This is a genomic window from Bradyrhizobium sp. CCGB01, from assembly GCF_024199795.1.
GTDB lineage: Bacteria > Pseudomonadota > Alphaproteobacteria > Rhizobiales > Xanthobacteraceae > Bradyrhizobium.
In genome coordinates this window covers 1,699,521-1,725,588 of the sequence record NZ_JANADK010000001.1, presented here as the reverse complement: position 1 = coordinate 1,725,588, position 26,068 = coordinate 1,699,521, and the positions used below count along the sequence as shown (strand labels likewise).

The following is a 26,068-nucleotide window of genomic DNA, read 5'->3' as shown; positions in this document are numbered from 1 at the left end:
GGGCGGCCGAACGTGCTCGCCGATTCGAGGGCAGACTCCACATCAGACAACAGGACCCATCGATGCCTGGTATTTCGGTACGAAAGGGCGCTCGAACAAACAGCAGCTCGGGCAGCTTTCCGGTTGTTCTGGTCCCCGATCCTCTTGCACCATGGCCGATCGATTTGAACAGTCTGAGTTTTCCAAGGTACCTTTCTCCGGACCCTTGGCCCGGCGTCCGGAATTCTCTGCAAATATGTGAACTGACGTTAAATATGGCGCTCAAGATCCATCCCACGTTCACTCACTGCATTTCGAGTTGTCATCGCCGGATCAGAGAGGTGCACAACCGAATGGCTGGCACATTCATCGCAATTTGATCCTTCTCGACCAGTACACACTCGGCCGCAAGCGCCTTTGGACGCAGCGGGTCACGCGTTGCATATGTCAACCTCGCACTTAACCGGACATTAAATGACCGAGCCATCTGAGATATGCAATCTATCGCCTTAGGTTTTGCCGCGGCGCTTCAGCAACGCCACTTCGCGTCCTCAAAGGCTCGTGCAGATAGTAAAAACTGAAAGAGATTGACGTGGGTCAGATTATACCGCCGAACTGGAGGACCACGATCCTGCACTGCTTGTCGGATCGCGAACCTTTTTTCAATTCCGTCCTAGTCTTCCTCGCAAGAAAGCGCCCATTACATGGGCGTTACTTGACCAGTCTAGACCGCCTCTCTCTCAGGCGATGGCAGCGCTGGCTGCTGGTCGAGCCCCTTTCGGAAGTCCTGACCCTCGTTCTTGGCGGACTGATTCTAGCGATGGCATTTGCGGTCTCCACTATTCGCGCTCCTCTGCAAGAGGATTGGCTAAAGGCCTCCAGTGTCACAGCGTGTCTGTTTGACCAGGCCGGTCTTCCGATTGGTCGCGGAACGGTTGACCATGGCGTTTCGGTCCCTCTCGGGGGCTTTCCCGACGCGCTGATCAAGGCCATGCTCGCAACCGAGAACCGCGACTTCTACGACCAATTCGCCATCGACTTTGCGGGCGCTCTGCGCGCTTTCCTGATGATAACGCAGAACGATCGCGTTCACCAGGTCGACTCTTCGATCACCCGGCAGCTCGTCCGGAGTCTGGTTTCAAACCCTAAGCGCAGTATCGAGGACACGGTCAAAGAGATCTTGCTTGCGGCCTGGCTAGAATGGAACCTGACGAAAGATGAAGCCCTGAGACTGTACCTGAACTGCGTCAATCTGGGTGGTGATGCGCTGGGTGTCGACGGCGCCGCCCGCTTTTACTTCAATAAGCCGGCCCGTCAGGTGAATCTCGCTGAAGCTGCGAGGCAGGGCGGCCTGATCCAGGCGCCGACGAGTTATGCCCCTCACTTCGAATTGACCGCTGCGCGTGCTCGCCAACGCGGTGCTGGACAACCTGGTCGAAAACCGGGTTCATGACTGAAGATCAAGTGCTCAGCACGCTCCAATGCTGCAACAGTAGTCGTAAGAGGCAAGGTGAATTCCCCGAATTAGCATTGTCGCTCAGAGATCCTCGGGCACTGGGGACCGAGGCACCCGCTCTGAAGCCCTTATCGACGTAGGCGAAAACAGCAGGTGGCCCCATCACGCATCGAACAACCACCTTTTCGCGCGTTTCCGAATGCTCGGTGCATCTGGAGAAAACGAAAGCAATGGCCGTCACACGCTGGAATCGATTTCCATCCCGTGAGGGCAACAATCTTCTCTAAAGTTTAATAGAACACCGCACTTAGCGAAAGTTCTGACGACACTTTGCACGGCCGCGGTCATCATGGCTTCAACAAACACCTGTATAGACCATTAGCAATCGCGTCCTACGAGCTGAATAACTATCGATGATCCGCTCGGTTAAGGGCCCGCTTGCGACCTACCATTTCTGACCAGCGGCGAGCCGTTGCTCGGATAATCTGTTGGAGTTTAGTATTCATGGATCACACTTCACTCAAGCACGAGACTCTGGTCCGCGTGGCGTTTGAGAAGTCATGGCGTTTTATTGAGAAAGATCCATTCTTGACGCATAATGCGGAGTCGTTGCTGCGCGCTCGCTTGCGAGTCTACCTGGAACGTTCATTGAGAACAGGTGAGAAGAACGTACTGCATCTGGCCAACAGCGCTATTTGCAATCTGCGAACCGAACTGGGACGACGCCCCGAGGCATAGCGTCGCGCTCACTGGAGGCCGCGAACTTGGGCCGCAACTCCAACTGCTCTCATCTTCGCCCTTCCGCAGGGCTACAGCCCTGGTAATTGCAGCTCTCAATGCTCTGTCCTTCCTCCCAATCTGTACCGTCCACTGAGGACACGGCCAGAGTGGGACTTTGTCTGCACCCCGGATGATCTGATCCTCCGGCACAAAGATCTGATTTACGGGGAGCAACTTGCCGCTACAACGACTTCAACAACCGCGCCGGCTCGCTTAGCCTTTCGAGAGACGAGTTCTTCAGCGAAACTCCAGGCCCCGTGCCGGCATGGAAGAGTCATAGCGACCCCGACCGCCGAAATAGCAAAGGATCACCAAGTATCTCATTGACACCTACGTGGCATGAGTGTCGTCCAATAGCCAACTTGGCTAAAAGTCCTCTAGCATCGCAGATTCTGGCACGCTCGGGTCCAGGATTGGAGACCTAGTCCAGCAGCTGCTCACAAACGTTTGATTTCAATGCCATACTTCCTCAGCGCGTAACCTATTTGGCGCGGCGTTAGTCCGAGTAGACGCGCTGCCTTCGCCTGCACCCAGCCAGACTTTTCCATTGCAGCAATGAGGCGCTCGCGATCCGTCAGTTTCGCACCATTCAAGACCGCATGATCGGCCGACGTAGCCTCGACAGGCGGAGCCAGAACGGCAATCGACGAAGCTGCGTCAGGGGTTGACATGGGTGGTTTCGCCGATTGCTCACCACTTAGCGCCGCCCGCGGCTTCGGTTCACCTAATCCGCTTTTCCACAGCAGGGCAGAAAGGCATTGACCATGGCAGCAGGCAAAATCGCTCCTAAAAATGAATGGCCCTGGGGCAAGTGTCGCAGTCCGCTGCACGCAATTTTCGAGTTCTCGCACATTGCCCGGAAAACCGCAATTCATCAGCACTTCCATGGCGCTCGGATCAAACGTTAACGTACGGCTGTTCTCGCCGTTAAAACTTTTGAGAAACTCAGTCGCAAGCAGCGGAATGTCGCTGCGCCTCTCGCGCAAGGGCGGCAGCAGCAAAGGAACCACGCTAATGCGATAATAGAGATCTGCGCGAAACTCGTTCTTTGCCACCGCCCCTTCCAGATCCTTGTTGGTTGCAGCAATCACGCGGACATCAACTTTCATGGTGTGGCCGCTACCGACCCGCTCGAACTCTTGCTCCTGAAGAACCCGCAACAGCTTCGCCTGAAACGAGCCCGAGATCTCGCCGATCTCGTCCAGAAACAGAGTGCCCTTGTCGGCGAGTTCAAAGCGTCCTTTGCGTGAATTGAGAGCGCCGGTAAAGGCTCCCTTTTCATGACCAAACAATTCGGATTCCAGCACTGTCTCGGGCAGCGCCGCGCAGTTCATTTTGATGAACGGCCGCTTGGCGCGGGGGGATAGCTCATGAATTGCTTTGGCCACCAGCTCCTTGCCCGTGCCCGATTCACCCCGCAATAAGACCGTAGCGTTCGACTTGGCTACCACAGCGATCTTGTCGAGCAGTCCCCGCAGCGCTGGACTGGTACCGATTATACCATCGATGTGAACTCTCTTCCGTTCTCGCGCTTGCTGCTTAAATTCAAGAAGTTCCTTCTGCCATCTATAGCTCTCGGCCATAAGGCGCTTGCGGTCGCGCGCTACCAGGCGATGAAGCTTCACCGCCTGCCCAACTAGGTTGGCGATCATGGTGAGTAGCCGGACATCGGAATCCAGCGGGAACATCGCGTCGATGTCTGGCAAACGTTCGATGGATAGCGTGCCCACCACTTTTCCATCGACGCCGATGGGAACCCCGATGAACGACAGCCGCATGTGATCGGATGCGCCGAGCACTTCCATATCAGCTGCGCTAAACGCCGGATTAGTAGCAACGTCCTCAGCCACGAACGGCATGCCCGTGGAGACAATCTGCTCAATCGCTTTTTGGGGCAGGCGCATGCGGTAACGCTCATCGCTTCCTTCGCTCCAGCCCGCTCCGACCGCAATCTCCGCGACGTCATCGTCTGCCAGGAGAGAGACGACACCGTGCCGCATCTGCAGAGAGGACTGCAGCAGATCGATGACGCTTGCCAGCGCGACTTCGAGCCGCGAGGGACTGGCGAGCATGTTCGATATTTCGAGCACTCCTCGGAGCGCGATTTCGTTCAACGGCAGGTCCACGGGATAACTCACCCCGCCTTCCGAGCCGGGCCATTCGCATTCGGAAGCAATTTGCACCGTGACAACGTCGACGCCGCCCTTCGTCTCCTTGCTTGCACTTAGTTCGAACTTCGAAACATTGTCTTGCATCTCACTCTCGATTTCGCGCTAACTCCGATAGCGGTGGGAGATAACACCTTTTCATGGCACGACGGTAACCAAGAGGCTTTCATTCGATTCGCACTCTTTCCCAAAGTCGAGCAGACACTTCATTGAAAACCCATCAGCGCAGTGCAACACGGGGCTGGCGGCATCTCGTCGTATGCACATGTCGTCACATATGTTCTACGCTACGAATTGAGACACTGACGTGATTTCTTTCATTCAAGAAAACGATTTGCTTATCGCTTTCTCGCCATTGCGCTTCAGGCTATTTGAGCTGGACATGCCAACCTACGAGCGATTGCGTGCGAGCAACTACTTCGCGCTGCAAAGACGCGATCAGAACACCGAGCGCTGCCGCGATGCCGACAAGAATGGCGCCAGAGGACTGATGTCGGATGGCCTCTTCCACATTTCGACTGGCGTTATCGACAATGTAAGCGGCGCGCCATCCGGGCCTTCGGCTGAGACGGACGCGCTGCACAACGCCAGCAACCGTATACGCCGAGACCTTTCGAGTTCGGTCATGCGGAGCGGCAGCGTTCACCGCTCTATAGATCGTAGTGGGCCGCCACATTCTACCGATACATCCGGCCGAAGCCGCGACGCCTAGGCGACAGAAGCGTGTTTCGGCCTCCATTTGCACGCGAGTCACAGCGACGTGAAAGGGATATTGACGTCCGCGCAAGACAGGAGCGCAGCATTGGCAAACATGTCCAGAACTCAAACGCATCTTATGTTGCCCTTGCCACATCCATTTACGCGTAGATCGTGCAGGATTTGGGCCAGTGCACTGCGAAGCCGACAAGATTGCGCAAGCCGCGCTCCCAAACAGCTTAGCGGGTTGACGACATAGCGGGTCTGCTTCCTGTTCGCTGAATTAGGGAAATACGGTCCCTTGTGTCGGAAACACTTCAATGCGTCCTGAAGCAGGCATTTTGTCGTTTGTCAGCCAAATTGAACGAAGATCAGAGCCACTGGCACGCGTTTTAAGTTTGATCGCCGATCGATGCGCAGGCAAATAAAGTCTTAGCTTTGTCAGCGCGTCCTGAGAACCTGGCTTCTGCCGGCACATTTCGATCTATCGTCCCTCGACCCAATTGACGCCACTCGGCCGCAGTAGCGAGCCCATGGACAACGAGCGTCTGGTGCATGCTACCACCGCCTCATGGCAGGATGCTCGCAACTTCTGCTGATCGGACGTGGCTAGCCTTATACGTCAGGTTCGTCGAACTGGTGGTCCAACAAGTTCAAGCTACAAGGACCCGAGCTACGTGTGGTCCGACGTTGACGGTTGTTTTGGCGCATTGGTTGTTTACTGGAGCAACGCCGCCGGTCCCATACTAGCCTGTACGCGAAAGACGCGTGTGTCTGCCCCTACCCAAAAGGTACATCCAGCAAACATTCTGCCGGAATCACTGCGTCGCCCTCAGCTCTCCCCAACGCACTAGAGCGTTTCAAATTTTGACTGAAGCATCGGCGTTGGCGAAGTAGTTGGCGCATTCGCGAGGCTGGATGTCCTGAACGAGGTGACCTACGTGGCGCCAAGTGTCCTGGATGGTGCGCTTCTGAGCTTGCCGCATCCAGTGTTTGATCTTGGAGAAGGCCTGTTCGATCGGGTTGAGGTCGGGCGAGTATGGCGGCAGGTACCAGAGCCTGGCGCCAGCAGCCTGGATCATCTGTCTGACAGCTCTCGACTTGTGGCTTCCGAGATCGTCGAGAATGACGATGTCGCCTCGCGCAGGGTTGGCAGGAGAGAAGATGCTTCACGTAAGCGCGAAAGCATTCGCCGTTGATCGGGCCGTCGAAGACGCAAGGTGCCGTGAGTTGGTCATGGCGGAGTGCGCCGAGGAATGTGAGGGCACGCCAGTGACCGTGCGGGGCGAAGCCGCGCAGGCGCACCCCTTTGGGGCCCCAGCCCCGCAAAGGGGCCATGCTGGTCTTGATCCAGGTCTCATCGATGAAGACGAGCCAGCCCGGATCAAATCCGGCCTGCCAGGATCGCCAACGCCGGCGCTTACGAGAGGCGTCGGCGCGAACCTGTTCGAGCGCGAACAGTGGTTTTTTCAAACCGCAGCCCTTCCCGGCGCAGGAGCTTGCGGTGACCGCCGATTTTGCCAGGCACAACCGAGCCGGTCGCCCGCCGCCGCTGCGACCACTTCACAACCGACGAGACCGCAACACCAAACCGTCCCGCCACAGACCGGCAGCTCTCGCCCGCCAAAACCGACGTCACCACACGCTCGCGAAGATCCAGGGAAAGAGGTCGGGTCATGCGATGCTGGCCTCCAATCCAGTCAGCATCTTGAATCACAATCCGCCAAAACCGGAATCCCCTCCAATCCAATTAAGCAATGAAATGCTCTAACGGCACGATTGTCGAGGCTCATCTCGAACCCAGGAAGATTGTTCCCCTCACTCGGCTCGGTGGTCCTTGAAAGATCCCTTGCCAACGCACCCGGCGGCGTAACGACACAGCAAATGCAAAAGGCGGCATGAGCCGCACGCGTGTGGCTCTGCAGGTTACGAGTTCTTGCGAACGGCCTCCCCATCGAAGACGATCAAACGGCTCGGATCGTTCAAATCGAACTCAATAACGCGTGGCGCGACAAGGCGCGCATAGCGCGTGAAGGCGCTGGTCGGCGGAAAACGGATTACGGTATCGCATCGACCGAGGAGGTACATCTCGATCAGGGCAGAAAACCCACCCTCCGCGCCCAGTTCTGCACTGTGTAATGGTCCTGCCTGATCCGCTTGAAAGCGCTTTGAGATCGAAAAGAGGTCGGGAAACCAGGCGGACACCTGACGCAGCACTTTCGGGCTGTCCGTACACAAAAATACTGTAACTGGCTTTGCGTGGGGCAACGCCTTGGCCTTTTCAATGGCAGCGCATACCTGCCCCAAGGCCAGCTGCGGATCTACCCAGTAAGGTGCGTGCCCCATGACATCTTCACCGTTGCCGTGTCGAACATGAACACCTATTACGCTGCGGCCGCCAAAGTGCTCCTGATAAATTGCATCAATCCGCGATTGAATTTCCGACCGCAGCTTGACCGCCTGAAATATCTGTCGCTCCGCGTCCTGATCACAACCCCACATCAAACAAGCATCACATACTACAGTATTCGCGTGAGTATCATTTTGATCTTCGAAGAGCCTCCGGAGCTCGTCACGCTCGCGAAAAATCTGCTCATTTGGTCGATAAACGCAGTCGATGGATGGCCTATTCCACCAAGCTGGAAAGAATGGCCCCGGAAATGAGAGCTGATTGATCTGTTCATCGCAAATCACGCGTACGCCCGCGATGCTTTGAATTGGCTCGAAGAAGACCCCAAAGGCGTTGGTGAAGGGTTCATCGAGATAACAAGAGCCGCGCCAATCGATGACCAGTGTACGCCCTGTCCGCTTGGCGTACTGCCAGGCAGCCGCGAGGGACCACAAGCAATCACCAAAACCAGTACGTCGTCGAGAAACAACGAACCTTTCCTTCATAGGCAGATCAACAAGCATGTTACTTTCCTGGACATCTCGGCAGTATTCGGGATCGGGTAACTAGACGCACGGCCTCGCCCGACGGCCTCATCCGTCATCACCGTTCGCGGTGCCAGCAAAGGGCCTCCTAGAACAGCCTCAACCAAGCGGCGATCCTCTCGATTGTGATTAAGCACGCGCGATCACCGACGTGCGTTCTCTTTATGGCCCCCCAACGCTCACATTTCGAACAATGAGTGGCCGTATGCATTCATCGAGCTTTATGCTGGCTCTTCATCTGATCACGACCATCCTCCGCGCAAGTCGCGCGTGAAGGAGGGTGCAGACGAATACGGCGCTGTTCCCACAAGCTGCAGAGCTCTTCGACGAGAGCTTCGCGATCGGCTTGATCCAATGCCATCGAGTTGAATAGGTCGCGGAGGACGGCCTCGCCTTTGACCTGCATCAGCAGATCGAACACCTCATCTGAAATGCGCACACTGTCACCGCCGGAGAATGTCGTGCGGATCTCGCAGACTGTCTCCTGCCGGTCTCGTGCTGTATGAGCGCGGACGCGGTGCAAAGATGCATAAAGGGGCAATGAAACCGCGAGCGAGCACCAATCGTCAAGTGTTGCAGTCCGCTTTTTCACCAGAAACGGCCCGACTACGAGAGCATCGAGCTTGGTCGTCAAAAATGTCGCAATAGCGTCTGCAACGGAAGCTACGATCGGTTCGGCATTATTGTTAAACGAGGTATTCAACAGAACTGGAATGCCGGTTCGTTTCTTGAACTCATCGATAAGACCCCAGTAGGTTGGATTTGATCTGCGGGACACAGTCTGCAGCCGCGCGGTGCCATCGACATGTGTAATGGCGCCCAGCAAGCCGCGCTTGGCCTCGCGCACGCGAACTACGAAATTCATGAATGGGATTTCTCTTGTCCTGGCTGGGAGCTCGAAATATTCGGATGCATCTTCCTCCAATACAGAGGGCGCGAACGGTCGATAGCCTTCGCGCTTCTTGACTATCGCGTTTATGCGATCCTTGTTCGCTGCAGGTCGGGGGTCCGCTAGGATACTGCGGTTGCCAAGCGCACGTGGTCCGAACTCCGATCGACCCTGCACCCATCCGATCACGGCGCCGTTTGCCATCCAATCGGCCGCTCTGCCTGCCACGTCATCGCTGCGTTCAATGACGAGGTGCCCAGCCCATGCATTCAGTTCCCCCTCCACGGCCCGGTCGGGCCCGAGACCGGGGCCCCAATAGACCTCCTGAAGCCGCTCGCGTGGCGCGGGCTGACCGACCTCTTGGGATGCCATCAGTGCAGCGCCTAGGGCGCAGCCAGCGTCATGCGCTGCAGGCTGCACGAAGATCTCCTCGAAGAGCTCTGAATACAGCAGCTTACCGTTCATGGTGCAGTTGTGGGCCACTCCACCAGACAAGCAAAGCCGCTTCAGGCCGGTGTCTTCGCGATAATGCCGCAATATGTGAAATACGATTCGTTCAAGTGCTTCCTGCAAGGACGCACTGACATCTCGATGCTGCTGAGTAAATGGCATTCCTCTTCGCCGGACCTGAATAGCGCGGACCAATGCAGGACCGATGCGATCGAGGTACAGCCTGTATCGCCCGTTCTCGGAGAGTTCGTAGAACTGCTCAAACAGCTTGCGATAAGGAGCGGGATCACCATAAGGGGCAAGGCCCATGACCTTGTACTCATCGAACAAGCCGTAGCCCAGATATCGGATCGTCTCTAGGTAGAACAAACCCAAAGAGTTACTCTCCGGGAAGCTCTCGAGTTGATTAACTTCGGTTCCAGACCCGATCGCAACGAGGCCAGAGAGAAACTCACCCCCGCCATCGATCGCAAGGATCAGACCCCGCTCAAATCCGGACATCGCGAATGCACTTACCGCATGCGCTTGGTGATGACTGACGAACGAGACGCGAGAGGGATCCACTTCGGTGCTGAACTCCTGCGCCAGCATGCCCCGCAGCAAAAGCCGGGCATCCATTGGAATAGAGTCTGAGGGCTGCAAAACAAACAGCCGCTCGAGCATGGCATTGCAGTAAGCTTCGGTCGCATAGAAAGCGATGCGATCCACGTCGCTCAGTCGAACACCTGCAGCATCGAGGCAATATTGGATCGACTGGCTTGGGAACTTGTTAGAATGCTTAATCCTATTGAGGCGTTCTTCTTCGACGGCCGCAATCACACGTCCATCCCGTACGAGCACAGCAGCGCCGTCGTGAAGAAATGTGCTTGGAAGCTCGGGTCGACATTCATAAACCTTGTCTAGTCCACCGCTCACTCCGAGACACAGCATGTTACTCTCCATTCACTGTAGGCATTCTATTGGGGCATGGCGCGCGGTCGCTCGCCGCTTCATGCATCGGGCCGGCATTACCGATCCAAGAAACCGTGCGAGATTACCGTTCACACCAACGACTCTACGTTCATCATATTTGCCGCCACAGTCTCTCAGCGCATGAGACGCCGAAGAAGCAGTGCAACCGAGGACAAGAACGGCACGACCGCATAGATGCAGAGTGCAACAATATGCATGCCAACGCCGTCCGCTGGCCGACCAAGCATCGCCGGGCGAATGAGCTCAATCGAATGCTGCAACGGCAACAGGCTCGCCACGAGTTGAAACGCGGCGGGCAACTGAGTCGTCGGAACCACAGCGCCGCAGAGGAAGATCATGGGTGTAACGACCAGCGTCTGATAGAATACGAAGTAGTCGTAGCTTGGCGCCATCGATATGACGACCATTGCCAAGCTGGCGAAGACGACCCCAGTAAGAACGATTGCCGGTAGCGCGTAGAGCATGGATGGCCATGCGGCATAGCCAAGTCCGGCAGCAACGATAGTAATGCCTGTGCCGGCCAGCAGGGCCTTGCTGGCTGCCCATGCCACTTCACCGAGCAGGATATCGCCAAGCGTAAGCTGTGTGCACAGCATTGCCTCCCAAGTCCGTTGGGTGTGCATGCGGGCGAATGTCGCGTAAAGCATTTCGAAGCTCGCGGAGGTCATCGCGCTGGTCGCGACCATGCCGCCCACGAGAAAATCGACATAAGAAGTCCCGTTCACACGACCAACGATTAATCCGAGGCCAAAGCCAAGTCCGAGTAAATTCGTCATTGGATCGGCGAGATTCCCGACAAGCGAAGCAAGAGCAACCTTTCTCCATGCCAAATAATTGCGACGCCATACCGCGACCCAATTGAGCGCGTTGGCAGGCATGGCCGCGCCAAACGTTATCCTCATCATATCTCTATCTCGCGTCCTGTAAGTCGCAAGAACACATCTTCGAGATTCGGCGGACGCTCGAGAAGGCGCAAACCAGCACACCCCCGCAACTGCTTCCGTACCTGCTCCAGATTCGGCGCATAACAAAAGATGGTCTCGCCGCTCAATTCAATGCGTTGTGCGTAAGGCCTGATCAGCTCAACCGTTTCGCGCGGATTGCCGCCATAAATCTCCATAACGTCACAGCCAATCTGCTCGTTGATTAGGCTGTGAGGCTCTCCCTCGGCGATCTTGCGCCCTTCCTCCAGGACGCACAGCCGATCGCACAACCGCTCGGCCTCTTCCATAAAGTGGGTCGTCAGCAGAATAGTCTTGCCGCGCGAAAGTAGCGAGCGCAGCCGCTCCCAGATCAGATGACGCGCGTGCGGATCGAGACCGGTCGTTGGCTCGTCTAAAATGAGCAGATGCGGGTCGTTGATGAGCGCACGAGCCAGCACCAGCCGCCGCTTCATGCCGCCCGATAACTCAGCAACACGCGCGTCCGCCTTGCTTTCGAGGCGAGCAAACTCGAGCAGTGATGGAATGACCGCCTCGACTTCGCGCGCGCTCATGCTGAAGTATCGCCCGAACACCAGCAAGTTCTCGCGTACCGTAAACCCGTTCTCAAGATTGTCGAACTGTGGAACCACGCCCACGCCTGCGCGTGCCAAGCGAGCGTGTGTCGGTACCTGCTTGCCGAGCACCGTGATCTTGCCAGAATCCGGCGGCGTCATGCCGAGTATCATACGCACAATGGTACTCTTACCGGCGCCATTCGGTCCGAGCAGTCCGAAGCATTCTCCCGCCGCAATAGTGAAAGTCAGCCCGTTGACAACACTTTTGCCGCGGTATGATTTGGTTACAGCGGCGAGATCGATCGCTACGCTCGACATGCGCTCATCTCAGCTTGTCCGAACCAGTTCGGATGGTGGCACCTTGCCTTCGAGCGTTCTGGTCCAGAGCAGACCGTCGCACCAGATGTGTTCGACGCGACCCCATTTGCACGCAGCTGCGACATTGGGAAAAAACCCACGTCCATGGTGGTTGGCGCTGGTATTGCAAAGCAGCGGAATGCCGGTGAGTTTTTCATATTCAATGAGCAGTTCAGCAACCTTATGCTGGGATGTTCTGCTAATCGTCTGCAATCGTGCAGATCCATCAAGGTGCACAATGGCTGGAATTCTGCCTCGCCACTCTGACCGAGTCTGATGATCGAAAAGCATGTAAGGGTCCGGTGATCCGGGATCGAAAATGTCGGTTGCTCGGTCCTCCAGGCATATCGGCGCAACGGGGCGGAAGTGTTCACGAAGTTTGGTGTCGTTGAGATAGTTTTTCATTCCTTGCGATGTCGCTGCGGCAAGAATGCTTCTGCCACCCAAGGCGCGTGGTCCCAGCTCGGCGTGACCAGCAAGGAACACCACGGGCTTATTGCTCGCGAGGAGCGCAGCAAGCTCACTTATGCTGCACGGCGAGGCGTCCCAGTCCGCGGATGCATCGCTGCATGTGAGGGCGGGGCCACTATAGACCGACCACTCCAGTGGCACGAAACCTCTGTCGACTGCCATGGCCGAGCACGCGGCTCCGATTGCTGAGCCACTGTCGTTCGGGAATGGTGGGACCCATACAGCGTCGAACAGGCCGGTTGCACGGAGGGCGCTGTTCCATTTGATGTTAAGACCACAACCTCCGGCTATGCATAGATTGCGCGGTCCCGGAAAGTACGAATGCCGAAGCAAAGCAAGTCCCATCTCCCGCACGAGCAGACGCTCAAGGAAGACATGAAATGATGCGAGTATATCTTCGGGTCGCTTGGCGTCTAGTCGAAGTGCGCTCTCCTCGAAGAAGTCGTGCGTAGCCGCAAGTGAGGCCTCGGCGTCACTTATGTTCGCGCGGTAACGCCGAGCGGACTCTGTGTCGGCCGCAAAGCACTTCTCATAAACCTCCCTAAACACTGTCACAATGTCTTCATCGGGCGCCCCCAGGCCGATATAGGCCATCAGCTTTCCCGCAACACCAAGGTCCCAGTTGGTCCGGTTCGGCTGCCGGTAGGGCCCAAAGTAGTGGCCCGCCACAGCATAGGCGTGGCCTATGATCGGGAAGAGGCATTCGAGGAACCGGCCGCCGCTGGGTTCTACACGATAGAGCCGCGGAAAGATGCAGCCGTCCCACACTAGGCAGAAAGCGGGTTCTCCCGCTTTCGCAAACGGGCTAGTGCAATACGCGGAGGCAACATGGCCTGCGACGTGTGCATAGCTCCTGTAGGAGAAACTCCTGCCGTCGAGCACAAGACCAACTCCCTCGCGTGAAGAGAGGAGTCCCTCGGGTCGTTCAACATACGGAGCACCTTTGAGAGTGAGAAGTTCCGTCCCACTCGGGACTTGAAATTCCGATTCGATTTCCCCGTCCCAGCCGTCAATGACGAACTGATCAATATCGCGAGGATCCAGGCCGTGCTCTGCCAAAGTGCGAACAACCGTGTCGAGGTTGTCGATGGTTGAGTACCGCCGATTGTTGTCGCGTTTCTCCTGCTCGATGCAAAAGACCAGACGTCCATCCTCTACAAGAGCGATGGATCCGTCATGCGTCAACTTGATGCCACAGATGCGCATAGTGCCTCAATGCTAAGGTCGTTTTCGGAGTGGGAACGAAGACCGGATCGAATTGCGAAAACAGGCGAGCAGGCAATCTTCGTTGGCCGACTCACCTTGACATTGTACCCGCTCGACCTCGAGCAATGTTTCGCTCAACATTGTGATGATCGTCTCCGCACCGGCAGCATGTCCCCAGCCCTGGCAGGTGGCATCACGCGCTGACCCGAAAATCAGATGACCGTCCGGCGTAAGCATTCGCACCAGATTGCCGATGGCCTTACGCATCTCCGCGACGTCGTGCAGGTAGTAGAGCACTTCAGCGACCACGATCAGATCGAACCGCTCCGTTCTCGAGAACTGTTGAATGTCAGACACTATCCATGTGATGTGCGACCATCGCTTCGTTCGTTGGCTCGCCCGACCGATCGCTCGCGGTATGACGTCGACGACCGTAAGTCGTTCGCAGTGTGGAGCTAGCTTTTCCGTGAATGCGCCAGCTGCGCACCCGACCTCGAGTGCGTTTGTGATAAAGCCGTTAGAAAGCGAAAGCCGGAGCATTTGCGTGTGACGCTCGCGCTCGAACGGATTGCCGTCCAGGCGCCACGGATCATCCGCAGCCAATTCTCGCTCTAAGGATTGGTAACTATCATCCAGCTTCATATCCGCTCCTTACTCCGCGCGATCACTCGCCGCTGCAAGCGCAGTCGCGTCACCGCCGGAGGTACGGTACGGACTATCCCACTTCCGAATCGGCACTGCGCGACCTGAAGGTTGGATGGCGTCTGGTTGAGGCTCCTGGCTCTGGTTGAGCGTCTGGTCTTCGGCAGATCCGGATGCCTTGGCTGACTTTCGTGAGAGCCAATCGCTGTTGCTCAGCGTACACAACGCATATGCTTTGACCGGAAGTAGCAGAAAGATATTGATGGGCGTATGCAGAGAAAACGCGAGAAATCGCGACTGACGAGCCCGCAAGGCTGCTACACTGCATCGCACCATGGTCATTGATGCGATAATCAAGACTGTCCACCAAGGCACGGTAGCCGTGAGTGCGAGCTGCGCAATGCCAGCGACTACCGAAAGAGTCAGAAGGAGTGGTCCGAGGTTTTGCCCGACAACATCCAATGTCAGGTATCGATCGAGACTTGGCAAAAGGCGCAATCCAAGCAAGGTGTCTCGGAAAGTGCTCCGCGCCCAGCGGAGCTGTTGGCGCAGATAGGGCCCTAACCTGTCCGGAACCACTGTCGCGGCGAAGGCGTCCGGAACGTACTCAGTTCGAAATCCCGCTTTCAGCATAAGAATCGTGAGATGGCGATCCTCACCGAAATCGCTCGGCTTGCCTCGAAAGAATTGCGCTTCGTACTGATCCAGCAGCAAATCGAGAGCCGATCGCCGGTACATGGCACATGGTCCGCAGCAACACATGACCGCGCCGAAACGAGCTTGAGCCGCACGCTCTTCGTTGCACGCCAACCAGTACTCCATGTCAATCAAACGAGTTAACCAGCTGGCGCTCCGGTTGCTTGCTGTCAGCTGCCCCATGGCCGCGCCGATCCCAGCATCTTGCATTCTCAGTGCAAGCTTCCTGACGACATCGGAAGCGAGTATTGTGTCCGAATCGACGTTGAGCACCAACTCTCCGGATGAGCGGCGGATCGCGGCAATCTGCGCCTTCCGTTTTCCAACGTTCTTTTGCAGAAGAATAAAATTGAACCGCGCGTCGCGCGCGAAGTCCTGGTGGACTGGCGCCACATCCTCGCGATTTCCAGAACCGTCATCGACAACATAGACGCGCAGCTGCCCGACGTAGTCTTGGCTTGCAATGGATTCTAGGCACTTCGACAGCGTGCGCGGATCCTCGTTGAAGCATGGTACGATCACATCCACACTCGGCATGGATTCAGGGGTGACTGCATCCGAAGATGCCGACGACACTTGGGTCGGCGAGGCATGGAGCGCCTGGACGGTCTTGTAGACTGCGGAAAGCAAGGCATAAGACGAGACGACGACAGTGCTGGTTGTGGCAAGCAGGTTCATAGGGCGCCGATTGTTCAGTGAAGTTGAGGAAGTGGGCAGATCGCAAATCCGCGATCGCGCAGGGCGGGGATTAGGTGGCAGAGCGCCTTCAGCGTCTGATTGCGCAGACCGGCATCAATGCCCCGCCCCAACTCGTTGGGCGGGCATCCGTCATGGAGGAGCACAATCGCACCAGGATGGACAGATGCTAGCACTGCATTGACGATCGCATCGACGCCGGGGCAGGACCAGTCGCGGGGATCTACCGACCAATAGAGAGCCGCCAGTCCGGCCTTTGCTGACTTGTCCAGCACTTCTTCGGTCCAGATGCCATATGGCGCCCGCACACGTCGCACTGCCGCCTGCGGGCACGCGCTCATGATGGCACTACTCGCCGTCAGGATTTCATATTGCACTTCGGTTGACTCGCATTTTGACAGATCCGGATGAGTCATCGTGTGGTTTGCGACCTCATGCCCCTCCGCGACCATCCGCCGAATCAGCTTCGGTTCATTCGCTGCGTATGTGCCAAGAACGCAGAACGTCGCCGGCGCGCGGTATTCCGCGAGCACATCGAGAATACCCGGCGTGCAATATGGATTAGGCCCGTCATCAAACGTCAGATAGACGCTGCGGCGGACGGCGTCGCTGGCGCACTTACGGTGCGCTTCGAAGGAGCAATTGGCGTCTTTCACAACTCTGGCCCGTTTCGCTCGATGATAGCGCCCGCAGGCCACTCGCTCAGGGACCGCGCGATAGGAAAAACCACGAGCAGCACGTCATCGACGCGAGTTGGCGGCAAGTTGTCATAGATATCGGGGAGACTGGACCGCACGCGAATCCCAGAAACAATTGTCGCCAAGCCCGGTCGGCCGAGTAGCCTGGAGATATGCTCTTTCAGTTCGTGTCGAACCGTACCGAACCCGAAGGGAACACCAAGCTCACGCAGCACCGGATACATCACGCGCATAGAATGACTGATTCCGAGTCCCTCGAGATCCGGACGTACCGCGTACAATCCAAGTTCAGCCACCAACAGGTCGATTTCGCCGACCTTGATGAACCGGCGCAGCGCGCCGATATGAGCCGCCACACCGCGATCATCATAGCCAACTACGCGCAGCTCAGGTCGCGCGCCAGCCCAGCTTCGATTGCCTTCAAAGGGTATTGCGTTAAATGCGCCGGTCGGCCCGTAGGTATTGCGAAAGAACTCGGAGATTTCAACGTGGTCGGATAATTGTAAGTCGTTTTCCCAGCACGTCCTCCACTGGAGCTGAGGGCGCATGAAAGACTCTCCTGCTTTTTGCCGCGTTCCTGAGGCACGCATCAGGTGAGCAACGAGCCCGGTGACGGTGCTCGTTCGATGGTGTCGTCAGCGAATGGGGATGATGTTGTTTTGTTGACGGCGCTCAGGCCGCGCCGCGTATGGCGCTCGCCTTTGCGGGCGCCCGCGATTTCGGGCGTGCTACCGCTAAGTGCCGCTAACGTTTCCGGACCAGTAGCTGTCGGCTGTGCTACAGGTGGCGCTCTGTGTACTGTCCTGCATGCCCGTCTTCGTTCATTGCTCGTTAACGTCCATTCTCCGCGCGCAGCAAGCAAGCTATCGAATGACCGCGCATTTACCCATTCATATCGGGGTAGACACGTTCGATTGAAAGGTATGTAGGGGCTATACGATGGTTTAAACCATGATCCTGGCGACATTCTCGAGCGGCGTGCAGTTGCCACGGGCGACGACACCGTTGTAGAGATTCTCTCGCACGAGCAAAGGTGCGGCAACTCCGCTGCACACGACCTCAGGCTCCTCTGGCCACATAGCAAATATGCCGATCGCGCGCATGGAGAGCGGCACACGATGATGTTGATCGCGGCTTCATCTGCCTCGACCGATATCTGGCACTGAGCTTGGTGCACGCGACCACTCTGGTGCCGCCTATTTGCTTTGTTTATGGGGGCATAATGGCTCGCCGCGCGCACAGGCGGCGATTGTTCGCACGAGCGGTTAAGACTGGAATCAGTGCAGTGTTTTGGGATGTGACAATACAATGACGAATGTTCGGCCAACCAGTTGCGCGCGACCACGGAAACAACTCCATCACCGATTGTTGGGGTCTGCGGTGCCACGCCCTGCTTCTCCGAAACCTGCCCTATTGCTCAGGGACTGGAGATTTCCTAACCGGTGCGGCGCGAACTGGTAAATCGATTGTTTGGATGAGAAACATCTACACTGCGGATAGATGACAATGCGTTTCCGAGGACTTGATCTGAATCTCCTCGTCGCGCTCGATGCACTAATGACCGAGCGCAGCCTCACGGCAGCAGCACGTAGCATCAACTTGAGCCAACCCGCCATGAGCGCGGCGGTTGGCCGCCTACGGACGTATTTTAAAGATGAGCTCTTTACGATGAGAGGGCGCGAGCTTGTCCCGACTCCACGTGCTGAATCTCTTGCGGCCCCAACTCGCGAGGCTCTGCTTCACATCCAGTTCTCCATTACTTCCAGGGATACGTTTAATCCGAGCGACTCCAATCGGGTCTTTAGGATCTGCCTGTCGGACTTTGCTACGATCGTTTTGTTCCGAAACGTCGTTGAGCGTGTCGCGCGAGACGCTCCCGGCATCAGATTCGAATTGATGCATCTCGGGGATCCGTTCGATCACCCTCTCCAACGCGCGGAAGTCGACTTTCTGATCGTGCCCGAGATATACACGTCGGACGTGCACCCCAAAGCCACACTCTTTGACGAGACACTCGTGTGCGTCGGCTGCCGCTCGAACAAGCAGCTATCAGGGCCGCTTACATTCGAAAGGTACATGTCGATGGGGCATGTTGTGGTCAAGTTCGGACGCTCTCGCGTGCCCGCCCTAGACGAGTGGTATTTGCAACAGCACGGCCTCAGGAAACGCATTGAGGTCGTCGTGCAGAGCTTTAGCATGATCCCTCCCATGCTATTGGGCACCAATCGAATAGCGACCATGCCCACAACGCTGGTGAAGTATTTCGCGAAAACAATGCCACTGCGAATCACCAGACTTCCCGTACCGCTTCCGGGCTTCACCGAGGCCCTCCAATGGCCTTCCCTTCACAACTCCGATCCAGCAAGCATATGGATGCGCGAGGTTCTGTTGCAGGAGGCAGCCCGGCTGGCTCCTCAGCGCGCCGGTTCTAAGACTCGACCAGGGCATCGGGCGAGCCACTCTTCGCTGGCTACAGACACGGCTGCAGATCCTTCGGAATGACAATCGCGGTTCGTGAGCCATTTCCCGCTCCTCGGCCTCGATCGGATTCTAACGGACGGCACCATCCGACAGATCATGTACGATATCGGGCTACTCAATCACCTCAATGGCGCTGTCTCGCCAGCGATTGACTGCGAGGCCGGCAGACGCATTTTTACCTTTGGCATCAAACCGCACTTAGCCAACCACGGTCTAAGCCTCTTGTGAACGAAGTACTTTCGCCACGCGCGTCGCATTGAAGGAGCCCGCCCGCTTCACCGCCTCGGCCCACGTTTGTGCGGCGGCATACGCGTGAAGCGTGTAGCCTTCCGCAGACAGGTTTGATTTTTCAATCTGGCGATCACGTCGGCCGCCCGCGCGTTTTTGGTGAGATCTTGCATGAATGTGAAAAGACTGCCGCTTGCGGCACCGCTTGCAATCGCCCGGAACTCGCCGGTCATCAAGGGATCGTTAGCTATGACCGTGAGACTAGCGTGTGCGTCTGAGGCTTGCCTTACGAACAAGCCCATCTCCGTGTAGTAGCCCCCCATATAGGCGATTTCGATCCCTTCCCTCTTCATCCTGGACACCAGGGCCGTCTAATCCTTTTCGCCAGCATTATAGCTTTGCCGCATGATGATCCGCAGGCGTGCATCATGAAGACGAGCGGCAACGACATCTGCGACGCCCTTGCCAGCGGTGCTTTTGTCGTCAAGGACGGCAATCTTGCTTGTGGAATGGTGGCGCAAGATATAGTTGGCCGCCACTACGCCTTGCTGATCGTCGCGGCCGCAGATGCGAAAAACCGTCTTGAGACCTCGCTCGGTCAGCTGAGGATTGGTTGATCCAGGCGAAATCTGAACAATTCCAGCTTCGGAGTAGACGTCGGAATTGAGGAAGAGGAGCAATAGAGGCCAACGATCAGCCTAACCTGGTCGGCAACCAACCGATTCGCCACCGCGACCGCCTGCTTCGGATCGCAAGCGTCGTCGGCGACGGTCAATCTGATGTTGAAATCGCGAGGCAGTCCGGAAGAGTTCAAGTCGTCCACACTAGCGCCGTAAAGCATCTGCGCACCGACCGCCGCATTGCTACCTGTCATGGGGCCTGCCGCGGCAATATAGACATCGTCCGCCGCCGCAACGGAGATTAGGACAGAAGCAAGAATCGCTGCACCGGCAACTGAACTCACACTAAAGCACGCCGCCATTTGAGGCCCCTGACGTCGATTCTCTTATGCTCTAAGGCTGCTCTGACTTTTCATCAGCTGAGTTGCGGTTTTCGCTAGTCGCACGAACGTCGCGCCATCTGGCGGGGAGCCTGCGAAATTCGCATCCCTTTACGCCACCACGACTAGCGATCAGCATCATCCGGGGCGCGCGCACGCCGCCGCGCTTGTCCACGGCATTCTTGCGACATTGCATCAAGGCGAGCAGGCAGCTCATCTACACTGACTTCGGATTCCGTACCCTTCGTGATGTTGCGCAAACGATCGCGCAACCGGGTTGCACGCGCGACTTGAATCTCCGCCCGTTCCAGTTGCTCGGTCAATAGATCAGGAAGCGAAGTTCTACCCTCCATCGCTTTCCGGATCTCTCGAAGAGAGAATCCTAGCTCACGAAGAGCCAAAATGTGATAAACTCTTCTGACGCTATCGCAGTCGTAGATCCGATGACCACCGCACGTGCGCTGCGAGGCTGCCAGCAATCCCGTGTGCTCATAGTGACGCAGAGTGCGCACCGTCACGCCGGTCGCATCCGCAAGTTCACCGATGCGTCTCCATCGACGCCTGAATACTGTAGATCTGGTCATGTTTCTCAGTTTTCAAAACTACAACCTGACGTCACGTGAGAATCAAGCGGTTTTAACCTGCAGACCGCGTTTGCCAACTTTCCGTCGGCGAATCGAACCGCGATTTCCAGGAAAACCCATCAGCAGGCGGTCGTGACATGCCAGATGCAAGCAACCGCCCTACTAGACTGGCGTCGGATGACGTCGCATGGGCGCATCCACCGAAGAACCGCTGCCGGGCCTAACCGGCGGACGCGATGGCCATCATCAGCTTTTTTAGGAGGACCAATTGGGCCTCACTGGCGGCTGTACGCCCAAGCACAAGCTTGGCGATCTCCGTTCGATTGACGGGAGTTCGCATACTCACCGGTAATGCCGCTACCGCTTCGTCAAAGATCGCCCCCATCATTGAAAGATCTTCCGGATCGAAAACACCGATTTGTACTTGCAACATTTGCACTGTCTGTCCTGTCAAACATCGCGCCAACGGCCCGGCTCCTTGCAAGGGCGTTTGGCAAAAAGAAGACCGACCTGCGGCGCGAGACCATGCACATGGTCGCTCGATCCAACATGAATACACACCGGCCCGATAGAGACGCGCGAATGCATTTTTTACTAATGAATTTTTACTACTGAATGCGCATGCGGAGCCGTTACACCCCTGATGTAATCCAAACCATCAGGGGCATTTAGGTGGGGAGATCAGCGCCGCGGCATTTATCGCGCGGGCTTTTACAGATTCTCCCGCGGGCGTTGCTCGTACCGAATCACCCACACTTGATGAACGTCCCAAGGAGTTAGCACTCTTCGGACGCCTAACGCTGCAGGCGCCGTTATTCACGCTCCCCGAAACAAAAGGTGGTATTCACCGGAACGCCGTGCCGCTCGACCTATTCATCATGTCGAGGAGGCCCTTACCCGTTTTCCGCAAACGCCTCAGCAGCGCGCCGCGAGGTCTAATCGGGCCCGTATTGCTCGACTTTGAAAACAGACGACGTGGAAGGTGCCGATCCGAGAGGCTCAGCCGCGCTGAGCCGATCTGGTTTCCCGATTGCATTCAAACGGAATGCTGCTACTAGCGGAAAATGAATCCGCTGTTGCGCTGTGGCGGCACCAACATGGCACCACGCTGCGACACTCGCATCATGCAGCGAGACGGGCGGGCTCACGCTCTCGCCGCAAACTTCAAGAGCATGATCAATATGTACGACAAACTCTATCAGAAGAGAGAGAGCGGCTCTAAACGAACCAGGAACGAGGATACAATTCTTCAGCCTGCATGTTGGGCTGTCGCGCGGTGCGGACTCTCGGATCTTCACCGAATGAATTGATCGACTAACGTCTATTCGAATTTGGAATGCCGCATGGAGCTTCGGACATTACGCGCTTTCGTGGAGGTCGTACGACGAGGCGGGTTCTCCAAGGCCGGCAAAGTCGTACTCGCGACCCAATCTACAATCAGCAAGGCGGTGAGGCAGCTTGAGGAGGAGGTTGGCGTGCCATTACTTGATCGCATCGGCCATCGCAGCAAGCTTACCACTGCCGGCGAAATTGTTTACCGGCGTGCGGTCAAGATACTGCTGGAGCGGGACGATCTGATTTCGGAACTGGACGAGCTACGCGGCCTTAAATGCCGCGTTCTGAAGCTCGGCTTACCGCCGATTGGCAGTGGCATCCTCTTCGCAAAGCTATTTGCGATCTATCGGAAACGTTATCCAGGCGTCGACATCCGGCTCGTGGAGTGCGGATGCGAGCGGCTCGAAGAGGTTATGCTATCGGGGGAGATTGAACTTGCGGCCTCGCTCCTCCCCGAATTAGAAAGCTTTGAATGGCAGGACGTCAAACGCGAGCCCCTCACTGTTCTGCTTCCCATTGGCCACAAGCTCTCTCAGTGCCGATCCGTTGAACTTCCGGCATTGCGAGAGCTGCCGCTCATCCTCTTCGACACCGGATTTGCATTGAACCGCGCAATTTTGGACGCCTGCCGTCGGCACAGCTTCGAGCCGCGCATCGCCGCCCGCAGCAGCCAAATCGATTTTATCGTCGCTTGCTGCTGCGGGCATGGGGGCCGCCTTTCTGCCACGAATGATCGCAGAGCAACGCAAGCATCTTCCGATCGCCCAGGTGCCGCTCGACGAAGCCGGTACGGACTGGCACATTGCAATGATCTGGCGCCGCGGCGCCTACCTGTCGCATGCCGCACGGGCCTGGCTTGATCTGGTGGCTTGCACGCGCGGAGAAAACCATTCCGGCGAGGACTGAATTGCGGTCCAATAAGCATGTCAGGCTTGGCACAGACCGAGCTGATCAGCTCGCCAACCCTTGCTGAGGTGAGGTCAAGCGCGTCAGGGACTCGTCGAGGATCGCCTGAACGGCTTTATCGATGCGATCCGATGATTAGAACATGTCGATTGGCTTTAAGCCCGACGCGAGCAAGTGGCGGCTTTCGCGGCCAGTGCAAAGGCTCGTCCGATCGGCGCGCTCGCGTTCTGCGCCGGAAGCTGCGGGTCAGGCAATCCACACCTCATCAACGGCCTTATTGTCGTCGATCGCGCGTGCCGGTGCTGGCGATTGCCGTTCACATTCTTTCGTCAGACATCGAGACATCATATTTCCAGGAAACAACCCGAGATCCACTTCAAGGAATGTCGCCACTATGTGCGCTCGCTTCTGGCGCCAATCAGCTGCCACGCGTTCTTGAGGCAGCGATCGCCGAGGCGAGGGAAAGCGGTCATTTCCGTTGTTGTCGTTCCAGGTGATGGCCGATGCGCCGCGACCTCAGCTCGCTCGGTTGCGACTTCCGCTCCCGATGGTCTTGCCAATGGCCACCGAACTCGATGAGCTGGCTGCAATATTAAACAGAGCTCAGCGGATCACTTCTTTGCCGCTCCGGTTCCACATGGGCCCATGATAAACTGCTGGCGCTCGACGAGCGTCTGAACTCGCCGAGCAAGCATGCTCCATGTGGGAAAGAGCACGTGGACTGTACCTTAGAAACGTGGCATGGCCGGCCTCATCGGGCCTTCTTCGGACGACTACTCCATGGTCGATTGTGAGGGTCTTCTGTGCCGCAGTCTCGAGGCGCCGCCTGCGACACGACCTAGGATCAAAATCGCAATGTTAGCTGACTATTTGGCATTGACTTACGAGTTCGCTCATTTCCGAGCGCACAATCTCATCAACTGCAGCGCCGCAGGCGGCGTTCAGCGCGTTATGCATGTCCGCGATCAGCTCATTGGGGCTCTCCATGCCCGCATGTATGCGAATCAGCGGTCCTGCCAACGCAAGCGGAACTTCTGTTCGTTTTGGCGGCTCGACAAGCAACGCGAGGCTTTCATACCCGCCCCAGGATAGACCTATCCCGAAGAGGCGCAGGCTATTGAAGAGAACCGAAAGTTGTTCCCGCGATATTGGCTTTAGAACAATCCCAAAGAGGCCACTGGCGCCCAGAAAATCCCTCTTCCATATGATGTGGCCGGGATGCTCAGGAAGGGCCGGGTGCAACACTCTGTCGACAGCTGGATGCGTCCGTAGGCTTTGCGCCAGAATGAGACCATTTGCCCAATGCTGCTTCATGCGCAAAGCTAGAGTACGCAGTCCTCGGAGGGCCAGATAAATGTCATCTGGTCCGCCGATTTCGCCGAAATGGTGGGCAGTCGATTTCAGCGCGGGCCATGCCGCTTCATTCGCAGTAGCAACGCCAAGAAACGCATCGGAATGGCCGACGATGTACTTTGTCGCCGACTGGATCGAGATATCGACCCCATGCTCAAAAGGTTTGAAATACAGAGGTGTCGCCCACGTATTGTCCATGATTACAAGCGCGTCCGACTGACGTGCAATCGCCGCGAGTGCTGGTACATCTTGAACTTCGAAGGTCACGGACGACGGGGATTCCAGATAGATGGCTCGGGTACTTGCGCTGATCTTTGCCGCCAGGTTCTGCTGGCTGGATTGGACAGAAATACTGTACTTTGATCTGCAGCCTCGCAAGATCGTCGTCCGCAAAGGCTCTCACAGGCCCATAAACGCCGTCGCTGATCAAAACAGAATCGCCTGCCTTCAGACACGCAAGCAGCGCGTGAGTGCAGGCAGACTGCCCTGATGGGAAAAGAATCGACCGGAAGCCGCCCTCCAACTTACAAACGGCGGCTTCAAGCGCACGGGACAGCGGCGAGCCAAAGCGACCATAACTAGGGTTGCCTCTGTTTCGGATATCCCACTCCTCCAAGGTCTCCGAAACAATGGTGGAACCGCGGTAGATCGGCACATTCACCATCCCCGCATGCTCTGCCGGCGCACGACCTAGATGACAAACTAGGGTTTCCGCGTCTCGTTCGCCCTTGTCGGGTTCAGATCCTTCATCAACAGTTCTCTTCCATCGCATTCCCTTCCCGCTCAGTCGCAACACCATCTGGGCGCTTTTGACTGCATGGCGGGTGCAACATCAATGCCAATATTCACGCGATGCTACTGCAGCTTGATCATCATGCCTCTTGAGCAATGAATCCGATGCGACTTTGCCAATTTGTGGTTCGCCTGATTTTGTCGGCTGGATGCTGCGCTGCGCTTTTGGTCACTCAGACGATAATAGTCTGGCGATGCAGTGCGCTCTTACTGCGATAGGGTCCGCTGTAGCGAGTGTGGCACATTCTCCAATGCTAACGACCCCCTTGAAACGAACGTAAGGTCAAGTTGTACACTACCAGAATTGGGAGGCATGGGTGCCTTTCATAATTTCGAATGAGGACTGTGAATGTTTCAAACGCAAATGTTTGCGCCGCGTCGATCTGTCACGCTACTCGATAAAGAAAGCACCCGAGAGCATCTGTGTGTGTCTGCTAGACAGCAACCACGTTGCCACTGCATCGAAAGCATGACCAGCTGCCGCCCCGCGGGCATACGTTATGTCCACCGTTGTCGAACATCAGACACCGTTCTGTCCGAATTCTCAGTCAGCAGCCTTCATCGAGACAGCGATGAAGTTCTTCAGTCCAACAATGGACCTTCGCTGAAGTCGAACAAGAACCTGCTCGGCTATTTTCCGCTTGTTGATCATGGGCACACGTCCGACCGGCTCGCCCGTCGCAAGACAAGCCTCGACCGACACACGTTTAGGTCAGACGATCATTACAACTATTAGATTGCTACTAAAACGCGTGACTTTCCGCTTCCACCAACTGTGAAGAAGGTCGACCTGCAGGCACG

20 protein-coding genes and 3 pseudogenes are annotated in these 26,068 nt (G+C 56.7%); 6 read left to right on the top strand and 17 right to left on the bottom strand.

Annotation, left to right across the window (positions count from 1 at the left end; translation table 11 throughout):
* Positions 1–694: 694 nt before the first annotated feature.
* Positions 695–1,432 carry a transglycosylase domain-containing protein gene (locus tag NLM25_RS07815; RefSeq protein ID WP_254136588.1) on the top strand — a complete coding sequence of 246 codons (738 nt, stop codon included), beginning with the start codon at positions 695–697 and terminating at the stop codon, positions 1,430–1,432.
* 507 nt (positions 1,433–1,939) lie between these two features.
* Entirely contained in the window at positions 1,940–2,173 is a 234-nt protein-coding gene (locus tag NLM25_RS07810; RefSeq protein ID WP_254116345.1) for a hypothetical protein, read from the top strand.
* Between the two features lie 479 nt (positions 2,174–2,652).
* On the opposite strand, the gene nifA is transcribed toward NLM25_RS07810, so the two are convergent.
* The gene (gene nifA, locus NLM25_RS07805) at positions 2,653–4,470 is read right to left on the bottom strand and encodes a nif-specific transcriptional activator NifA (RefSeq protein WP_254136587.1); all 1,818 of its coding nucleotides are present in this window, start codon (positions 4,468–4,470) and stop codon (positions 2,653–2,655) included.
* Between the two features lie 220 nt (positions 4,471–4,690).
* Here nifA and NLM25_RS07800 point away from each other — a divergent pair, with 220 nt between their 5' ends.
* Positions 4,691–5,095, top strand: a complete 405-nt coding sequence (locus tag NLM25_RS07800) for a hypothetical protein (RefSeq protein WP_254136586.1) — start codon at positions 4,691–4,693, stop codon at positions 5,093–5,095.
* Between the two features lie 844 nt (positions 5,096–5,939).
* Here NLM25_RS07800 and NLM25_RS07795 read toward each other — a convergent pair.
* The 10 genes and pseudogenes from NLM25_RS07795 to NLM25_RS07750 all read right to left on the bottom strand — a co-directional run bounded on the left by NLM25_RS07795 (position 5,940) and on the right by NLM25_RS07750 (position 17,136).
* Positions 5,940–6,757, bottom strand: a pseudogene (locus tag NLM25_RS07795) (IS630 family transposase).
* Between the two features lie 248 nt (positions 6,758–7,005).
* Positions 7,006–7,992, bottom strand: a complete 987-nt coding sequence (locus tag NLM25_RS07790) for a nodulation protein NodZ (protein ID WP_305887579.1) — start codon at positions 7,990–7,992, stop codon at positions 7,006–7,008.
* A gap of 232 nt (positions 7,993–8,224) precedes the next feature.
* Positions 8,225–10,282 carry a carbamoyltransferase gene (locus tag NLM25_RS07785; protein WP_254116342.1) on the bottom strand — a complete coding sequence of 686 codons (2,058 nt, stop codon included), beginning with the start codon at positions 10,280–10,282 and terminating at the stop codon, positions 8,225–8,227.
* Between the two features lie 155 nt (positions 10,283–10,437).
* Entirely contained in the window at positions 10,438–11,226 is a 789-nt protein-coding gene (locus NLM25_RS07780) for an ABC transporter permease (protein ID WP_254124167.1), read from the bottom strand.
* Entirely contained in the window at positions 11,226–12,140 is a 915-nt protein-coding gene (gene nodI / locus NLM25_RS07775; protein ID WP_254136585.1) for a nodulation factor ABC transporter ATP-binding protein NodI, read from the bottom strand. Before nodI ends, NLM25_RS07780 begins: the two co-directional genes overlap by 1 nt.
* Positions 12,141–12,149: 9 nt before the next feature.
* Entirely contained in the window at positions 12,150–13,856 is a 1,707-nt protein-coding gene (gene nodU / locus NLM25_RS07770; protein WP_254116340.1) for a nodulation protein NodU, read from the bottom strand.
* A gap of 12 nt (positions 13,857–13,868) precedes the next feature.
* Positions 13,869–14,498 carry a nodulation methyltransferase NodS gene (gene nodS, locus NLM25_RS07765; protein WP_254136584.1) on the bottom strand — a complete coding sequence of 210 codons (630 nt, stop codon included), beginning with the start codon at positions 14,496–14,498 and terminating at the stop codon, positions 13,869–13,871.
* 9 nt (positions 14,499–14,507) lie between these two features.
* On the bottom strand, positions 14,508–15,872 hold the full coding sequence (gene nodC, locus NLM25_RS07760; protein ID WP_254136583.1) for a chitooligosaccharide synthase NodC: 1,365 nt from the start codon (positions 15,870–15,872) through the stop codon (positions 14,508–14,510).
* Positions 15,873–15,886: 14 nt separating this feature from the next.
* A complete protein-coding gene (gene nodB, locus NLM25_RS07755) occupies positions 15,887–16,546 on the bottom strand; it encodes a chitooligosaccharide deacetylase NodB (RefSeq protein WP_254136582.1) in 660 nt (219 codons plus the stop codon).
* Entirely contained in the window at positions 16,543–17,136 is a 594-nt protein-coding gene (locus tag NLM25_RS07750; protein WP_254136581.1) for a NodA family N-acyltransferase, read from the bottom strand. Before NLM25_RS07750 ends, nodB begins: the two co-directional genes overlap by 4 nt.
* Positions 17,137–18,094: 958 nt before the next feature.
* On the opposite strand from NLM25_RS07750, the gene NLM25_RS07745 reads away from it, so the two are divergent.
* The gene (locus NLM25_RS07745) at positions 18,095–19,090 is read left to right on the top strand and encodes a LysR family transcriptional regulator (protein ID WP_254116335.1); all 996 of its coding nucleotides are present in this window, start codon (positions 18,095–18,097) and stop codon (positions 19,088–19,090) included.
* A 254-nt stretch (positions 19,091–19,344) separates the two neighbouring features.
* On the opposite strand, the gene NLM25_RS07740 is transcribed toward NLM25_RS07745, so the two are convergent.
* On the bottom strand, positions 19,345–19,530 hold the full coding sequence (locus NLM25_RS07740; protein WP_254136580.1) for a hypothetical protein: 186 nt from the start codon (positions 19,528–19,530) through the stop codon (positions 19,345–19,347).
* Positions 19,531–19,725: 195 nt separating this feature from the next.
* On the opposite strand from NLM25_RS07740, the gene NLM25_RS07735 reads away from it, so the two are divergent.
* Positions 19,726–19,914 carry a hypothetical protein gene (locus NLM25_RS07735; RefSeq protein ID WP_254116333.1) on the top strand — a complete coding sequence of 63 codons (189 nt, stop codon included), beginning with the start codon at positions 19,726–19,728 and terminating at the stop codon, positions 19,912–19,914.
* Here NLM25_RS07735 and NLM25_RS07730 read toward each other — a convergent pair.
* From NLM25_RS07730 to NLM25_RS07720, 3 genes are all read right to left on the bottom strand, one after another.
* A complete protein-coding gene (locus tag NLM25_RS07730; protein ID WP_254136579.1) occupies positions 19,896–20,279 on the bottom strand; it encodes an ABC transporter substrate-binding protein in 384 nt (127 codons plus the stop codon). The two genes, NLM25_RS07735 and NLM25_RS07730, sit on opposite strands and share 19 nt — an antisense overlap.
* A gap of 143 nt (positions 20,280–20,422) precedes the next feature.
* A complete protein-coding gene (locus NLM25_RS07725) occupies positions 20,423–20,881 on the bottom strand; it encodes a MerR family transcriptional regulator (RefSeq protein WP_254116331.1) in 459 nt (152 codons plus the stop codon).
* Between the two features lie 220 nt (positions 20,882–21,101).
* The gene (locus tag NLM25_RS07720; RefSeq protein ID WP_254116330.1) at positions 21,102–21,314 is read right to left on the bottom strand and encodes a hypothetical protein; all 213 of its coding nucleotides are present in this window, start codon (positions 21,312–21,314) and stop codon (positions 21,102–21,104) included.
* 910 nt (positions 21,315–22,224) lie between these two features.
* Here NLM25_RS07720 and NLM25_RS07715 point away from each other — a divergent pair.
* Positions 22,225–23,122, top strand: a pseudogene (locus tag NLM25_RS07715) (LysR family transcriptional regulator).
* Between the two features lie 858 nt (positions 23,123–23,980).
* Here the strand turns inward: NLM25_RS07715 and NLM25_RS07710 are convergent.
* Positions 23,981–24,853, bottom strand: a complete 873-nt coding sequence (locus NLM25_RS07710; protein ID WP_254141126.1) for a PLP-dependent aspartate aminotransferase family protein — start codon at positions 24,851–24,853, stop codon at positions 23,981–23,983.
* Positions 24,854–24,884: 31 nt separating this feature from the next.
* A pseudogene (locus NLM25_RS07705) lies at positions 24,885–25,139 on the bottom strand (PLP-dependent transferase); the annotation flags it as partial.
* Positions 25,140–26,068: the final 929 nt, after the last annotated feature.

What these genes read in the sequence shown, in the direction of transcription:
- NLM25_RS07810 (WP_254116345.1), top strand. Translation starts at nt 1,940, where the DNA reads ATGGATCACACTTCACTCAAGCACGAGACTCTGGTCCGCGTGGCGTTT.
- nifA (WP_254136587.1), bottom strand. Translation starts at nt 4,470, where the DNA reads ATGCAAGACAATGTTTCGAAGTTCGAACTAAGTGCAAGCAAGGAGACG.
- NLM25_RS07790 (WP_305887579.1), bottom strand. Translation starts at nt 7,992, where the DNA reads ATGCTTGTTGATCTGCCTATGAAGGAAAGGTTCGTTGTTTCTCGACGA.
- NLM25_RS07785 (WP_254116342.1), bottom strand. Translation starts at nt 10,282, where the DNA reads ATGCTGTGTCTCGGAGTGAGCGGTGGACTAGACAAGGTTTATGAATGT.
- NLM25_RS07780 (WP_254124167.1), bottom strand. Translation starts at nt 11,226, where the DNA reads ATGAGGATAACGTTTGGCGCGGCCATGCCTGCCAACGCGCTCAATTGG.
- nodI (WP_254136585.1), bottom strand. Translation starts at nt 12,140, where the DNA reads ATGTCGAGCGTAGCGATCGATCTCGCCGCTGTAACCAAATCATACCGC.
- nodU (WP_254116340.1), bottom strand. Translation starts at nt 13,856, where the DNA reads ATGCGCATCTGTGGCATCAAGTTGACGCATGACGGATCCATCGCTCTT.
- nodS (WP_254136584.1), bottom strand. Translation starts at nt 14,498, where the DNA reads ATGAAGCTGGATGATAGTTACCAATCCTTAGAGCGAGAATTGGCTGCG.
- nodC (WP_254136583.1), bottom strand. Translation starts at nt 15,872, where the DNA reads ATGAACCTGCTTGCCACAACCAGCACTGTCGTCGTCTCGTCTTATGCC.
- NLM25_RS07750 (WP_254136581.1), bottom strand. Translation starts at nt 17,136, where the DNA reads ATGCGCCCTCAGCTCCAGTGGAGGACGTGCTGGGAAAACGACTTACAA.
- NLM25_RS07745 (WP_254116335.1), top strand. Translation starts at nt 18,095, where the DNA reads ATGCGTTTCCGAGGACTTGATCTGAATCTCCTCGTCGCGCTCGATGCA.
- NLM25_RS07740 (WP_254136580.1), bottom strand. Translation starts at nt 19,530, where the DNA reads ATGACCGGCGAGTTCCGGGCGATTGCAAGCGGTGCCGCAAGCGGCAGT.
- NLM25_RS07735 (WP_254116333.1), top strand. Translation starts at nt 19,726, where the DNA reads ATGAAGACGAGCGGCAACGACATCTGCGACGCCCTTGCCAGCGGTGCT.
- NLM25_RS07730 (WP_254136579.1), bottom strand. Translation starts at nt 20,279, where the DNA reads ATGGCGGCGTGCTTTAGTGTGAGTTCAGTTGCCGGTGCAGCGATTCTT.
- NLM25_RS07725 (WP_254116331.1), bottom strand. Translation starts at nt 20,881, where the DNA reads ATGACCAGATCTACAGTATTCAGGCGTCGATGGAGACGCATCGGTGAA.
- NLM25_RS07720 (WP_254116330.1), bottom strand. Translation starts at nt 21,314, where the DNA reads ATGTTGCAAGTACAAATCGGTGTTTTCGATCCGGAAGATCTTTCAATG.